The organism is Flavobacterium piscisymbiosum, assembly GCF_020905295.1.
Lineage (GTDB): Bacteria > Bacteroidota > Bacteroidia > Flavobacteriales > Flavobacteriaceae > Flavobacterium > Flavobacterium piscisymbiosum.
This window is the reverse complement of the sequence record NZ_JAJJMM010000001.1, coordinates 5,916,179-5,930,063: the sequence shown is the minus strand read 5'-3', so window position 1 is coordinate 5,930,063 and position 13,885 is coordinate 5,916,179. Positions and strand designations below refer to the sequence as shown.

At 33.3% G+C, this 13,885-nt stretch carries 14 protein-coding genes; 9 read left to right on the top strand and 5 right to left on the bottom strand.

Features of this window, described 5'->3' with window-relative positions; translation table 11 throughout:
- The first annotated feature begins 24 nt into the window (after positions 1-24).
- Complete coding sequence (locus LNP81_RS24945; RefSeq protein ID WP_065450557.1) at positions 25-222, top strand: hypothetical protein; 198 nt, start codon at positions 25-27, stop codon at positions 220-222.
- 34 nt (positions 223-256) lie between these two features.
- Here the strand turns inward: LNP81_RS24945 and LNP81_RS24940 are convergent, their stop codons facing one another.
- The gene (locus tag LNP81_RS24940; protein WP_230040064.1) at positions 257-1,198 is read right to left on the bottom strand and encodes a LysR substrate-binding domain-containing protein; all 942 of its coding nucleotides are present in this window, start codon (positions 1,196-1,198) and stop codon (positions 257-259) included.
- A gap of 108 nt (positions 1,199-1,306) precedes the next feature.
- Between LNP81_RS24940 and LNP81_RS24935 the strand changes: the two genes are divergently transcribed.
- From LNP81_RS24935 to can, 4 genes are all read left to right on the top strand, one after another.
- Positions 1,307-1,786, top strand: a complete 480-nt coding sequence (locus LNP81_RS24935) for a Dps family protein (protein ID WP_230040061.1) — start codon at positions 1,307-1,309, stop codon at positions 1,784-1,786.
- Positions 1,787-1,918: 132 nt separating this feature from the next.
- Positions 1,919-2,200: a hypothetical protein gene (locus LNP81_RS24930; protein WP_230040059.1), complete on the top strand. Its 282-nt coding sequence runs from the start codon at positions 1,919-1,921 to the stop codon at positions 2,198-2,200.
- An 86-nt stretch (positions 2,201-2,286) separates the two neighbouring features.
- Positions 2,287-3,936 carry a SulP family inorganic anion transporter gene (locus tag LNP81_RS24925; RefSeq protein WP_230040058.1) on the top strand — a complete coding sequence of 550 codons (1,650 nt, stop codon included), beginning with the start codon at positions 2,287-2,289 and terminating at the stop codon, positions 3,934-3,936.
- Between the two features lie 121 nt (positions 3,937-4,057).
- The gene (can, locus tag LNP81_RS24920) at positions 4,058-4,696 is read left to right on the top strand and encodes a carbonate dehydratase (RefSeq protein ID WP_230040057.1); all 639 of its coding nucleotides are present in this window, start codon (positions 4,058-4,060) and stop codon (positions 4,694-4,696) included.
- A gap of 34 nt (positions 4,697-4,730) precedes the next feature.
- Here can and LNP81_RS24915 read toward each other — a convergent pair whose 3' ends face one another.
- Together LNP81_RS24915 and LNP81_RS24910 are read right to left on the bottom strand one after the other, a co-directional pair.
- A complete protein-coding gene (locus tag LNP81_RS24915; RefSeq protein WP_230040056.1) occupies positions 4,731-5,933 on the bottom strand; it encodes an LETM1-related biofilm-associated protein in 1,203 nt (400 codons plus the stop codon).
- Between the two features lie 105 nt (positions 5,934-6,038).
- Positions 6,039-6,566: a superoxide dismutase family protein gene (locus LNP81_RS24910; RefSeq protein WP_230040055.1), complete on the bottom strand. Its 528-nt coding sequence runs from the start codon at positions 6,564-6,566 to the stop codon at positions 6,039-6,041.
- Positions 6,567-6,776: 210 nt separating this feature from the next.
- On the opposite strand from LNP81_RS24910, the gene LNP81_RS24905 reads away from it, so the two are divergent.
- The 3 genes from LNP81_RS24905 to LNP81_RS24895 all read left to right on the top strand — a co-directional run bounded on the left by LNP81_RS24905 (position 6,777) and on the right by LNP81_RS24895 (position 8,329).
- Positions 6,777-7,214, top strand: a complete 438-nt coding sequence (locus LNP81_RS24905) for an META domain-containing protein (RefSeq protein WP_230040054.1) — start codon at positions 6,777-6,779, stop codon at positions 7,212-7,214.
- A gap of 33 nt (positions 7,215-7,247) precedes the next feature.
- Positions 7,248-7,772, top strand: coding sequence for a DUF4251 domain-containing protein (locus LNP81_RS24900; protein ID WP_230040052.1), 525 nt, complete (start codon positions 7,248-7,250; stop codon positions 7,770-7,772).
- A 71-nt stretch (positions 7,773-7,843) separates the two neighbouring features.
- Positions 7,844-8,329, top strand: coding sequence for a hypothetical protein (locus tag LNP81_RS24895; protein WP_230040051.1), 486 nt, complete (start codon positions 7,844-7,846; stop codon positions 8,327-8,329).
- A 71-nt stretch (positions 8,330-8,400) separates the two neighbouring features.
- Here LNP81_RS24895 and LNP81_RS24890 read toward each other — a convergent pair whose 3' ends face one another.
- Positions 8,401-9,495: a glycoside hydrolase family 18 protein gene (locus LNP81_RS24890; RefSeq protein ID WP_230040049.1), complete on the bottom strand. Its 1,095-nt coding sequence runs from the start codon at positions 9,493-9,495 to the stop codon at positions 8,401-8,403.
- Positions 9,496-9,767: 272 nt separating this feature from the next.
- Here LNP81_RS24890 and LNP81_RS24885 point away from each other — a divergent pair, with 272 nt between their 5' ends.
- On the top strand, positions 9,768-11,780 hold the full coding sequence (locus tag LNP81_RS24885; protein WP_230040047.1) for a BCCT family transporter: 2,013 nt from the start codon (positions 9,768-9,770) through the stop codon (positions 11,778-11,780).
- 297 nt (positions 11,781-12,077) lie between these two features.
- Here LNP81_RS24885 and LNP81_RS24880 read toward each other — a convergent pair whose 3' ends face one another.
- Positions 12,078-13,883: an acyl-CoA dehydrogenase family protein gene (locus LNP81_RS24880; protein ID WP_230040045.1), complete on the bottom strand. Its 1,806-nt coding sequence runs from the start codon at positions 13,881-13,883 to the stop codon at positions 12,078-12,080.
- Positions 13,884-13,885: the final 2 nt, after the last annotated feature.

The window sequence follows — 13,885 nt, the reverse complement described above, 5'->3', positions numbered from 1 at the left end:
AACCCCCGAAAATCTTATTTTATTATGTCAAAAATGATGTTTGATTACACGAAATCAATACTTGAGAGAGTAAGTTTCGATCCGATACTTTTCTGTAAAGAACTAGAAAAAGCTATCAAAACGCTGTTACCATACGAGATGGAGCAATTGCAGGAATGGTTGATGAATTTTATTATCGAAAAACCAGAACTAAAACAAAGTTTACTACTAATCAAAGTATAAAAAAAAGGAGCCAAATTGGCTCCTTTTTTTATGTCTATTTCTTTTGTAGCGGACTCACAATTTGAACGTTCTGGAAAACAATTGCTCCTTTTACAACTCCGGCAATTGTAGATCTTAGCGCGTCGATGATTTGCATTTTTAATTCGCTCTTTGGGTAAATTAAACTTACCTCACGAGCAGGTTTTGGTTCCTTAAAATTTCGTAGTTTCAGTTTATCGGAATCTTTTAAGTCTAACGTGTGCAAGTACGGAAGTAACGTTGTGCCCAAACCTTCGTCGGCTAATTTTATAAGGGTTTCAAAGCTTCCGCTTTGTATCTGAAAATTATTCTGATCGATATCAGTACCATTTTTGCATAAATTCAGGATTCCGTCTCTAAAGCAATGTCCGTCCTGCAAAAGCAAAATTTCATTGATGTTTAAATCTGCAATTTCAATTTCTTCTTTCTGAAAACTGGCGTGATGTTCCGGAATATACGCTACAAATGGCTCGAAGTATAAAACAATCTCTTTTATCTTTTCATCTTCAAGAGGCGTTGCGGCAATTGCAGCATCAAGATGTCCGTTTTTTAGCTTTATAATAATTTCATCTGTGTTTAACTCCTCAATTAAAAGTTTTACTTTTGGATACTTCTTAATAAAGTTGTTTAAAAACATTGGTAAAAGCGTTGGCATAATAGTAGGTATAATTCCTAAACGAAATTCTCCGCCTATAAAACCTTTTTGCTGTTCTACTATATCTTTAATTCTGTCGGCTTCGTTTACAATGTTTTTGGCCTGATTTACAATTTTTTGACCAATATCAGTAAGTTGAATTGGTTTTTTGCTTCTGTCAAAAATTAAAATATTAAGTTCTTCTTCAATTTTTTGAATCTGCATACTTAATGTAGGTTGCGTAACAAAACATTTTTCGGCAGCAAGTGTAAAATTTTTGTGTTCGGCAACGGCTAACACATATTGTAATTGAGTAATAGTCATTTTGATAGTATTTTGTGATGCAAAAATAAGTAAATATAATTTTTTTTTATACTATTTTAAAAGAACTTATATTAAATTTGTAGTAAACTTATTATAAAACGAAAAACTATGAAAACGAATATTTTAGGATTACCTGTAAAAGAGTCAGAATTGTTAGTAAAGGAATTAAATATTCTGTTGTCAAATTTTCAGGTATATTATCAAAATTTAAGAGGAATACATTGGAACATTCGTGGTAAACGTTTCTTTGATTTACATGTGAAATTTGAAGAATTGTATACAGATGCCCAATTAAAAATCGATATGATTGCAGAGAGAGTCTTAACAATAGGAGGGACTCCATTACATACATTTGAGGATTATATAAAAAACAACAAACTAACAGTTGGAAAAAACATCTCGAATGACGAAAAGGCAGTTCACCTTATTGTAAATTCTTTGACAGATTTATTAAAAATTGAAAGAGAAATTTTGAAACAATCAGATGAAATTAATGATGAAGGAACCAATTCTATGATGAGTGACTTTATTGCTGAACAGGAAAAAACAATCTGGATGATGAACGCATGGTTAGAAGAAGAACTGTAATGCGTTGTTTATAAAAGAATTAAAAGCAGGATTTTCAAATTTGATCTTCCTGCTTTTTTGTTATTGTTAAATTTGTATAAAATTTTTGCCCTCAAGCTTTGATTTTATTTGTTTAACACTATTTTTGCTCCAATGAAATTAATCGCTCGCATATTATTATTCATATTTATCGCTTTCTTATCGACCCCTACAATTGTTCAGGCGATAAAGAAAGGGACTAATACGGCTATATCTTTTAATTGCGCAGAAGAGGAAGTTCATAAAGAGCTTAAATCTGTTGTGCATCCTGTAATATTAGAGCACGAGGTTTTATTGCCTGTCTATATTCAAAAGAAAACGATTGTTTCTGAAAACATCGTAAAATTAGATAATATCTCTCCGAGCATTTTTGCTCCTCCTCCTAACTTAGTATAATACTTCCGATTATTTTGAATTACGCTGCATTTTTGATTAAATGTGGTAAATCTTTTAATGAATAATTTTTTTAGTATTGTATTATTATGACAAAAAAAATCAATCTTTTTGCCAACCTTAAATCTGATTTTGCTTCAGGTTTAGTGGTTTTTTTGGTGGCTCTTCCATTGTGTTTAGGTATAGCAATGGCTTCGGGAGCGCCTTTGTTTTCGGGTATTATCTCGGGTGTTATTGGTGGTATCATAGTTGGTTATTTAAGCCAGTCACATATTAGTGTTTCGGGTCCAGCTGCTGGATTAACAGCTATTGTTTTAACCGCTATTACTGATTTTGGTGCTTTCGATGTGTTTTTAATGTCTGTTTTTATTGCGGGACTAATTCAGTTAGCATTAGGGTTTTTAAAAGCCGGAAGTATCTCCAATTATTTCCCAACCAATGTTATTGAGGGAATGTTAGCGGGTATCGGGATCATTATTATATTAAAACAATTGCCTCATGCTTTTGGTTATGATGCAGATTTTGAAGGTGATCAGGCTTTTATTCAAAATGACGGAAGCAACTCATTTTCATTTTTATTCGATGTTTTAAATCATATACATTTTGGAGCTGTAGTGGTTTCGCTAGTTTCACTGGTTATATTGATCTCATGGGATAAGGTATCTTTTTTAAAGAAATTAAAATTAATTCCGGGAGCGCTTGTTGCGGTTCTTATAGGTATAGCTTTAAACGAATTTTTTATTGCTACAGGAAGCTCATTGGCGATTGCAAAAGAACATTTGGTTTCATTGCCAGTTCCAAAGTCTTTTGATGAATTTAAATCTATTCTAATTACACCAAATTTTGCTGCGGTTACAAATCCTCAAGTTTGGGTAGTTGCTATTACAATTGCCATTGTAGCTTCTATTGAAACATTATTATGTATCGAAGCGGCAGATAGAATGGATGTTCAAAAACGTTATACCAATACCAATGTTGAGCTTAGAGCACAAGGTATTGGTAATATTATGAGTTCACTTTTGGGTGGTTTGCCAATGACATCAGTTGTGGTAAGATCATCTGCTAATAATAATGCAGGTGCAAAATCTAAAATGTCGTCCATCATTCACGGTGTGCTTTTGCTGATAAGTGTTTTGTCTATTCCGGCAATTTTAAATAAAATTCCATTGGCGACTTTGGCTACTGTTTTAATTTTAGTGGGATACAAATTGGCCAAACCTGCAACATTCAAACATTTTTGGGAAAAAGGAAAATACCAATTTATACCTTTTGTTGCCACTTTAGTATTTGTTGTAGCAACAGATCTACTTAAAGGTGTTGCTTTAGGAATTATCATAAGTGTGATTTTTGTATTAAGAGGAAACTTAAAAAGAGCGTACAGCTTCAAAAAAGAAGAATACGAAGACGGAGATGTTATTCATATCGATTTGGCTCAGGAAGTTTCATTCCTAAACAAAGCGGCTATCAAATTGACATTGAATGAAATTCCTGAAAACTCTAAAGTAATCATCAATGCACATGATACAGAGTATATTGCACACGATGTTCTGGATTTGATTCGTGAGTTTAAGGAAACAAGAGCAATTGATGAAAATATCAAAGTAAAACTAAAAGGATTTAAAGAAGCTTACGAGCTCGAAAATTCACCGGATCTTAATAATCACGTTTCGATAGAACATTATTATGATGTTGCAAAGAGAGCATTGGTTAAAAAAGAAACGATTAAAGAAGATTTTTAAACAAATTAAATTAATTAAGGTATTTCTTCATTGTGAGAAATATGAAAAATTAGATAACTTTACATTAGTTATTTTAATATGTTTAAACATGTAGAAATACCATTCAAAAAAACAAAAAACAATGAGAAAGTTCTATGAGCAGTTATTAGAAAATAATAAAGAATGGGTTGAAAAATCATTAGCCTTAGACCCTAATTTTTTTGCAGACCTGGCAAAAGGACAAACTCCGCCATTATTATGGATTGGATGTTCTGACAGCCGTGTTCCTGCAAATGAAATTATTGGGGCAAAACCGGGAGAAGTTTTTGTACATCGTAATATTGCTAATATGGTAGTACACTCTGATATGAATATGTTGAGTGTTCTTGATTATGCAGTAAATGTTCTTAAAGTAAAACACGTTATTGTGTGCGGACATTACGGTTGTGGTGGTGTAAAAGCAGCGATGGGAAATATGTCTGTTGGAATTATCGACAACTGGATTCGTCACATTAAAGATGAATACCGTTTGCATGACAAATACCTAAATTCGATTGAAGATGAAACAGAACGTTTTAATGCTTTTGTTGAAATCAATGCTAAAGAACAAGTATACAACTTAGCCAAAACATCAATTGTACAAGGCGCCTGGAAAAACGGTCAGGATTTAATGCTTCACGGATGGGTTTACGGATTAAATTCAGGTTTTGTAACCGATTTGAATGTAAATATCGCTTCGAATGATGAACTAGATGAGGTATATCAGCTAAGTAATCTATAAAAATTAAAAAATCGCCTCAAAAGGGCGATTTTTTTTATTCGTTTTCGTCTAGATTTTCGTTAAAAGCAGATGGTAATAAGGTGGGAATAAACTTGATTAAAATCGGCAATAGTAAACTTCCGCCCGGAAGTAAAAATATCGTTAATGACGGAATGGTTTTGCAAATATCTAAAAGCTGTTTTTTTACTTTTTTCTTTTCTTTGGCATCCAGATCTCTTGTTGTAGAATAAGCCAAAAGAACCATTAATTCCTTACTCTGAATAATTTCCTTCACCAGTCTGTTTTTGTTTCTTACAATCAGTTTTACAACGCTGTGCGTCATTTGATCGTAGAAATGTTTTACAGGATTAGAATAATTAAAATACGGAATTTTCTTTTTATGAGTGGTTATAAAATCATTGGTGGTGTCGATGCTTTTGGTTACAAAATCATCAGAAACTCCCATCATAGAACCCAGTGAGTATAAAAAGTAAGCTTCTTCGTTTTCTACAACACCATCGCTCCATAAAGCCATTCCGGCCATATCGATTAAATAATAATGTTCCAGTGTATTGCTAAAATAATCCAGCTGTAAGGTTTCAAGAGTATCAACCGTAACTTTTGAGAATTTCGAATATCGAATCGAAGCTTCAAAAAGTTTAATTAATAAATCGTCATGCTGTGATTTGACAGTTTTAGTTTTTAAGGCCAAAGCGACAATGCCCAAAACAGTTTCTTCGATTCGTTTTAGATATTTATCTGGAATCGCGCCTTTTTCCAGATATTGTCTAAAAGCCAAAACATCAATAAATAAAAGCGCATTGGTTACTAAATGCGAAAAGTTTTTACTGATGATACTGTCATTCGTCTGAACGCGCTGATCTATTATATTTTCTAAAGAAAGGGAAGGAGTATCTTTTGGAAGTAAAATTTTGAACAAATTAAATCCTTCAGGATTCATTTCGTTATAAAACTTTAAAACTTCGCTAATAAAATTATTGGGTTCAAAGCTTCTTTTTTCTAAACAAAATACGCCGTACAAAGTATTTAGTAAAGCGACTTTAGAAATTTCGGTCTTAAACCAGCCTTTTATAGGAACCGGAATTCGGGAATCGATAGTTATGATGTGGCCATAGATAAAACCAGTTTCTCTGACTTTATAGTAAAACGAATCTGTAGTCTCAAAAGGAATAGCCTCTGAAAACTTTTGTTCACTAAAAAACTTGTCTATCCAACCTGATGCTGATGGGTTAATCATTAACTTTAATTTATAGCTGCAAAGCTATATCTTTTTCTTGTGTTAGGATAAATTTTAAATGAAATAACCACTAGATTTTGTGAAAATGTAGTGGTTATTGTTTTTTTATTTGATGATTCCGGCACAAGCGACTCTTCCGCCTGCATTTCCGGTAGGCTGTGTTGTAAAATCATCAGTTCCCTGATGTACAACCAAACCTTTACCTAAAACGTCTTTAGTTTCATCTCCACAACCAATACACCATTCGTCAGTGGTTAATGTTATAGTTCCGTTACCTTTTGCATCAGCAGTAAAGTTTCCGATATCTCCTTTGTGGTATTCTGCAACACCCCATTTTCCGTGCTTTTTAAAAGTTGGATTCCAGTGTCCTCCGGCTGAACTTCCATCAGCAGAACTACAATCTGCTTTTTCGTGAATGTGTATCGCGTGAACTCCCGGAGTTAAACCAGTCATTTTTGCAACAAAAGTTACTTTCCCGTTTTTCTCTGTAAAAGTAGCAGTTCCAGCAACGGCACTACTGCTTTTTGGTTCTAAGGCAACAGTCAGGGTTTTGGCATCATTTGATTTTGTATTGGTCTTACAGCCAACTATTAAAGCTGTAATTATAGCGAAAGAAGCGATTATTTTTTTCATGCGAAAGGCTTTTAAATTAAAGATTAAGTAAATTTAACATAAAATTCCGACATTGATTGACGCTAATAGTTAAAAAAATCTAAAACTATTGGTGGTTATTTAATGTTACTTTATGAAATCAACCCAAGATTATTGCGTAATTTCGTAGAACCCCCGAATTTAAAATTTTCAAAAACCAGTATTATTATTATTAATTTAATCTGTAAAATTATGATAAAGAATATTTTGATTTTAGTTTTTTCAGGAGTGGTATTAACTTCATGTAATGCTTCTAAAACACAGAAAAATGATTCGGTTTCTAAACTCGAAGGAACCTGGGAACTTAATTATATAACCGGACCAAGAATTGCTTTTGATGGTTTATACCCTAATAAAAAACCAACAATTAGTTTTGATCTCAAAGAAAATCATGTTTCAGGAAACAGCAGCTGTAATAACTTTACAGGAAAACTGATTGTAACCGGCAACAAAATTGATTTTACGCAGCCAATGGCTATGACCAAAATGATGTGTGTAGACGGTCAGCAAGGCGAACAGACTTTTATAAGTACTTTGCAAAAGATAACTTCCTACGATGTTACGGATGATGGTAAAACTTTAAATTTTATTTCTGGTGATATTGCGATGATGCGGTTTGCCAAAAAATAGTAATTACCTTTTTTAACTCATATAAATACTATTATGAAAATTAAATTATCGATTTTATTAGTCTTATTAAGCTTTTTAAATTCTCCTGTTTTTGCGCAGGAAAAGACTAAAAAAGAATTAAAAGCAGAACAAGAGCTACAGAAGCAAAAAGAAATTGAAGCTCTTATAAACTCTAAAAATTTTATTTTTGAAGCACAAAAAGTTAATACTCAAGGAGGCAGGCTGATAATTCTGGATTATAAGACTTATTTCTTAAAATTCAATACAGAAAAAACAACTTGCGATTTACCCTTTTTTGGACGCGCTTTTAATGTTGCTTACGGCGGAGATGGCGGAATAAAATTTGAAGGAGTTCCCGAAAATATTAAAATTGAAAAAAAGAAGAAAAGTTATATTTTGAAGGCTACTGTCAAAGGTAAAGATGATGTATATAATTTAACTTTTTCTATCTTTTTTGATGGAGGTGCTACGCTTTTTGTAAGTAGTAATAATAAGGCTTCAATTTCTTATACGGGGCAAATTGAAGCTCCAAAAACTAATGAAGGTGATAAAAAATAGTGTATTAACTTATTAAAAATCAGTATATTTGATAATGCATGAATTTTTAAGAACCCATTAAATTTAATACTATGAAAAAACTAAGTCTTATTCTTATTATGGCAATTGCCTCGTTTTCATCTTATGCTCAGTCTTCGTTTAAGGAAGATGTAGATGTATTGCAAAGTGTTTATGGCAAGTCGAAAAGTGATCTTGTAAAACAATACATGAACTTGTCTGATACACAGTCTGTTGCATTTACTAAAGTTTATGATAATTATGAAACAGAACGTAAGGCGCTGGGGCAGACAAAATTTCAGTTAATCAACGATTATGCTGCTAATTATGCAACCCTTACAGATGCAAAAGCCGATGAGTTGGCAAAAGGAACTCTAAAAAATCATTTAGGGTATGAAAAATTATACTCTAAAACTTATAATCAGGCCAAAAAAGCTGTTGGCGCGATAAACGCTGCTAAATTTCTTCAGTTAGAAGTGTATTTGCAAACTATAATAAGAGCCGAGATTTTAGAATCAATTCCTTTTATCGGTGAATTGGATAAATCAAAATTACAATAATAGAACTTTTATAAATAGAAAAACGGCAGTTACCTCATATAACTGCCGTTTTTTATTGTTTAAACTAGAATTTATTTAGCTGTTTTAACTTGGTAAATTGCGTCTACCATTCCGTTACGAGGAGCATCAAGAGGAAGTTCCCAAAACATGATTCCACCTAGGTTTTTAGCTTTAACATATTCTGTTTTTGCTTTTATAGAAGCTAAATCGTCACCGGTAGCAAATGTTTTTTCTTTTTCATTGTACCAATATGGTGCTTTAGCTTTATCATCCCAAAAATATTTCCAACCATTAGCTTCTGTATAAGTAGTGGTGAAATTTTTAAAATCAACACCAGGTATATGTTCTCCGGCTTGGTACAATCCATTATTTATATTTTCTACATTTTTCCATGTTCTGGTATAAAATGCGCCTCCAATAATTAATTTTTCAGCAGGAACTCCTTGTTTCAATAAAAAGGTAACAGCTCTGTCTGTAGATTCTTCTTTTGGATTTGTACTGTATAATGGAGTATGATGTCCGGTAACTTTAGAATATCCGTTTACCAAATCATAACTCATAATGTTGATACGATTTACTAAAGGCGCTACTGTTTTCCAATCAATAGATTCATCTAAATATTTTTGAAAACCACCAGCTGCAAAACTCAATTCGTATTTTTTACCTAAAGTAGAACGCAAAATTTTGATTAATTCTGTAAAATTTGGTTTGTCAGCAGCTTGATACAAATGCCCCGGAAGACCTTCGATTGCCGGATATTCCCAATCTAAATCTAAACCGTCTACTTTAAAATAATTGCTGACTTCTTTTACTGATTTTGCAAAAGTCAATCTTCCTTCCGCCGTTGAAAAAGCTGCAGAACAAGGCTCGCAACCGCCCCAGCCACCAAGCGAAAGAATAATTTTAAGTTGTGGATTTGATGCTTTTAAAGAAACTAAATATTTAATAGTTGTTGAATCTTTAGCAGAATCGACACTTAGTTTGCCCTCTTTTAAATGACAGAAACTAAAGATGATTTGATTTAGTTTGTTTACTTCGTATTGATTAATAAGTTTGTCATCGCCGGTGTAATAAGCAATAATGTCCATTTTTTTATTTTTTTGTGCGAATGTATTTGTGGTACATAAACACAATAAAAATAAAGCAAGCAGATTAATTTGTTTCATTGTATGTTTTTTTGAGTTTTTAGAATGCTAAATATAGAACTTTTCGAATAAAATAGATGCTAAATAGAAGAACAGTATTAAGCTCATTTGCTACGTTTTATGTTTTAAAAGGCAATTTTTGCCGCATTTAAGGGAAAAATTGCTTCTTTTTGACTAAATTTACAATACATCTCTATAGAAATTATCTAAGTTCTATTTATAAAAACTTCCTCAATCCAAATTTAAATTTCGGATTTTACTTTAGATAATAACGATGACAAAACAATTTTACTATGAATAAATCCAAAAGCTCAAGTGTCTTTAAAACCAATTTTACAAAATCAGTTGCATTACCAAGTTTAACCATAATTATTGCAATTTCGTTGTTTTGCGGTTTTTTTTCGAAAGAAGCAGAACAGTCACTTAATTTTGTAAAAGACATCATATTTAAGAACTTAAGCTGGCTCTACGTTTTATTGGTAACTGTTTTTGTTTTGTTTCTGATCACGTTAGCCATTAGTAAATTTGGGAAAATCAAATTAGGAGCAGATGATTCCGAGCCCGAATATTCTTTTTTTTCCTGGGTCGCCATGCTTTTTGCCGCCGGAATGGGAATTGGTTTAATGTATTTTGGAGTAGGTGAAACCATGTCGCATTATGCAACTCCTGCCAATGCCAATTTGGCTGAAAATTTACGAGCTAAAGAAGCTCAGTTGTATACCTTTTTTCACTGGGGCTTTCATGCATGGTCGATATATGGTGTAGTAGGGCTTTCGTTGGCATACTTTGCATATCGTCATAATTTACCTCTCGCAATTCGAAGTGGATTTTATCCAATACTGAAAAGTAAAATTCATGGAAGATTCGGGAACATTGTGGATATTTTTGGTTTGTGCAGCACTTTTTTCGGAATTGCGACAACACTTGGTTTTGGAGTCGTTCAGTTAAGTGCCGGGTTAGTAAGTCTTGGCGTAATTGCAGAATCCAGTTTTAACTATCAAATTGCGATTGTTTTGGTAGTGATGATAATTGCTGTTCTTTCTGCCATTTCAGGTTTAGGAAAAGGAGTTAAAAAACTAAGTGAGTTAAACATCATTATGGCAGTTTTATTAATGTTGTTTATACTGATTGCAGGACCAACTATTTATATTCTAAGTACTTTTACAGAAGGTTTAGGGCATTATATCAGTCATTTTATATCACTAACGTTTAATACGTATGCTTACGAAAAAGGAAGTCAGGAATGGTTTTCAAAATGGACCATTTTATATTGGGCGTGGTGGATATCGTGGGCACCTTATGTAGGTTTGTTTATTGCTAAAATTTCTAAAGGAAGAACTATTAGAGAGTTTATTTTGGCAGTATTATTTATTCCGGCATTTTTTAATTTTTTGTGGATGACCGTTTTCGGAAGCAGCGCGGTGTGGATTGATGAGCACGTAGCACATGGAGCGTTAAGCGAATTTGCTAAAAACCCCGATACACTTTTATTTAATTTCTTTACGTATTTCCCGCTAACGACCTTCTTGAATATATTATCAATTCTGATTATTTGCGTGTTTTTTATTACCTCTGCCGATTCAGGGATTTTTATCATGAACGGAATTGCATCAAAAGGTGCAGTAAGTTCACCAAAATGGCAAAGTGTTTTCTGGGGTGTTTTATTATCGCTTTTGTCCTTGAGTTTATTGCGAACAGGAGGTTTGGCTTCCCTTCAAACAATGACTTTAATTACGGCTTTACCCTTCGGAATTATTATGGCGTTGCTATGTTATAATTTATGGAAAGCACTGGTTGTAGATAGTGAATATAGCGACAAAAAATATTCCCACGGAAGTTTAAATTGGAATAATAGCAATTGGAAAGAACATTTAGAAAAGATTGTAACGGTTTCTAAAAAGAAAGATATTCATAAGTTTTTGAGTGGAACTGTGAAAAAAGCTTTCGAAGAATTATTGGCAGAACTGGCTAAGAATAATATTGAAGCCACTATAAATTCTTTTTCTTCTCCACATCAAGCTGTTGAAATAGAAATAAAATACGATCAGTTACGAAATTTCAAATATGGTGTAATGGCTCAGGTGCAAACTGTTTCAGAAACATTCATTAAAGAAGAAAACACGCCCAATGTTGATGTTGAAACAGTCTTTTTACCAATTACTTATTTTGGTGATCATCGTATGGGTTATGATATTCAATATTTAACTAAAGACGGAATTATCTCTGACGTTCTAAGAGAATATGAGCGTTTTCTGAATCTAAGTTCTGAAGGAGATCATGATTTGATTATGAAACCTAATAGTTAATTGTAAATGCTGCGTGTATTGTAAACCATGTAAGTTATATAAGATAATGTAAGTGCTGTGTTTTATGAAGTTGCGTAACTTATGATGTTATGTACAAGAAAATATAAGTAGTGTTCTTTAAATATAATAGATGTGGGTTATATAATGACGTAATAAAAGATAAACAGCATTGTTTAAATGAACTTATATAACTTATATGGTGAAAAAATCACGTGGTAAAAAAACAAAAAAATAAACCCGCACTGTTTCGGATAAGTGCGGGTTTAAACAAATTAAAAGCTAAAAACTATTTTTATATTAGAAGCAGTATTCGTTTTCTGCAACTAATTTGGTTGTAATAACCTCTCTTAAGGCTACAACATTTGGATTGTTTGTATATTTTGTGAAACGTTTAAGTCCCATCAACATCATACGTTGTTCGTCACCTTCGGCAAAAGAAATAATTCCTTCTTTTCCTCTTGAGTTTACAATATCAACCGCTTTGTACAAGTATAATTTTGCCATAGCAATTTGCTCTTGTACTTTATCTTCGCCTTGATTTTTGGCTAATTTTTCAGTTCTAAGAATTGTACTTTCAGCCATGTAGATTTCGATTAAGATATCAGAAGCAGCCATTAATAACTGTTGGTGAGCATCTAAGTCAGGTCCGTATTTTTGAACAGCACTTCCGGCAACCATCAAGAAAACTTTTTTCAGGTTAGCGATAATTCCTTTTTCTTCAGCAAATAATTCAGAGAAATCAGGAGTATCAAAAGATGGAATCCCCATTAATTCTTCAGAAACTTTCATAGCTGGCCCTAGTAAATCAACGTGACCTTTCATTGCTTTTTTGATCAACATACCTACAGAAAGCATTCTGTTGATTTCGTTTGTTCCTTCGTAGATTCTGGCGATACGAGCATCTCTCCATGCACTTTCCATTGGAGTGTCTTCAGAGAATCCCATTCCACCAAAAATCTGAATTCCTTCATCTGCACAAGCTTGTACGTCTTCAGAAACCGCTACTTTCAAAATAGAACATTCGATAGCATATTCTTCAACACCTTTCAATTCAGCTTCCTGGTGAGAAGTTCCTTCTGCTTCACGAGCAGCGATTCTGTCTTCGATATCTTTTGCAGCACGGTAAGAAGCACTTTCTCCGGCGTATGCATTAGTTGCCATTTCAGCTAGTTTAGAACGGATAGCTCCAAAAGATGAAATTGCAGTATTAAACTGAATTCTTTCGTTTGAATATTTTACTGCATTGGTAGTCACTCTACGTTGTGCATCAAGACAAGCAGCAGCCAGTTTAATACGACCAACGTTTAAGGCATTCATTGCAATTTTGAAACCGTTTCCTCTTTCAGACAACATGTTTTCAACAGGAACTTTTGTATCGTTGAAGAAAACCTGACGAGTAGAAGAAGCACGGATTCCTAATTTATGCTCTTCTTCATTCATAGAAATTCCGTTTGACGGATCGTTTTCTACGATGAAACCAGTAATATTTTTATCATCACCAATACGGGCAAAAACGATGAAAACGCTACAGAAACCTGCATTCGAAATCCACATTTTTTGTCCTGTGATAGAGTAGTGTGTTCCATCTTCAGATAGAACTGCTTTAGTTTTCCCTGAGTTAGCATCAGATCCAGCCCCTGGTTCTGTTAGGCAATATGCTCCAAACCATTCTCCGGAAGCCAATTTAGGAACGTATTTTTTCTTTTGTTCTTCAGTTCCATAAAGTGTAATTGGCATAGTTCCAATTCCTGTATGAGCACCAAAAGCAGTTGAGAAAGATCCTGTAGCACCAGAAATGTAATCGCAAACTAACATTGTAGATACGAATCCCATTCCTAATCCGCCGTATTCCTCAGGAACTGCAACTCCTAGAAGTCCTAGTTCACCCGCTTTACGCATAGATGATTCAGTATAAGCATAATCTTTCTTCTCGAAACGATCTTTATGTGCCCATAATTCTTTGTCTACGAACTCTTTTACAGAGTCACGCATCATTAATTGCTCTTCCGAGAAATCTTCTGGTGTAAAGATATCTTCGCACTTTGTTTCTTTAACTAAAAACTGACCACCACGGGTTACGTTTTTTTCGATTGTATCTGCCATTT

Coding starts and splice junctions, on each gene's coding strand:
- LNP81_RS24945 (WP_065450557.1), top strand. CDS start 25: ATGTCAAAAATGATGTTTGATTACACGAAATCAATACTTGAGAGAGTA.
- LNP81_RS24940 (WP_230040064.1), bottom strand. CDS start 1,198: ATGACTATTACTCAATTACAATATGTGTTAGCCGTTGCCGAACACAAA.
- LNP81_RS24935 (WP_230040061.1), top strand. CDS start 1,307: ATGAAAACGAATATTTTAGGATTACCTGTAAAAGAGTCAGAATTGTTA.
- LNP81_RS24930 (WP_230040059.1), top strand. CDS start 1,919: ATGAAATTAATCGCTCGCATATTATTATTCATATTTATCGCTTTCTTA.
- LNP81_RS24925 (WP_230040058.1), top strand. CDS start 2,287: ATGACAAAAAAAATCAATCTTTTTGCCAACCTTAAATCTGATTTTGCT.
- can (WP_230040057.1), top strand. CDS start 4,058: ATGAGAAAGTTCTATGAGCAGTTATTAGAAAATAATAAAGAATGGGTT.
- LNP81_RS24915 (WP_230040056.1), bottom strand. CDS start 5,933: ATGATTAACCCATCAGCATCAGGTTGGATAGACAAGTTTTTTAGTGAA.
- LNP81_RS24910 (WP_230040055.1), bottom strand. CDS start 6,566: ATGAAAAAAATAATCGCTTCTTTCGCTATAATTACAGCTTTAATAGTT.
- LNP81_RS24905 (WP_230040054.1), top strand. CDS start 6,777: ATGATAAAGAATATTTTGATTTTAGTTTTTTCAGGAGTGGTATTAACT.
- LNP81_RS24900 (WP_230040052.1), top strand. CDS start 7,248: ATGAAAATTAAATTATCGATTTTATTAGTCTTATTAAGCTTTTTAAAT.
- LNP81_RS24895 (WP_230040051.1), top strand. CDS start 7,844: ATGAAAAAACTAAGTCTTATTCTTATTATGGCAATTGCCTCGTTTTCA.
- LNP81_RS24890 (WP_230040049.1), bottom strand. CDS start 9,495: ATGAAACAAATTAATCTGCTTGCTTTATTTTTATTGTGTTTATGTACC.
- LNP81_RS24885 (WP_230040047.1), top strand. CDS start 9,768: ATGAATAAATCCAAAAGCTCAAGTGTCTTTAAAACCAATTTTACAAAA.
- LNP81_RS24880 (WP_230040045.1), bottom strand. CDS start 13,883: ATGGCAGATACAATCGAAAAAAACGTAACCCGTGGTGGTCAGTTTTTA.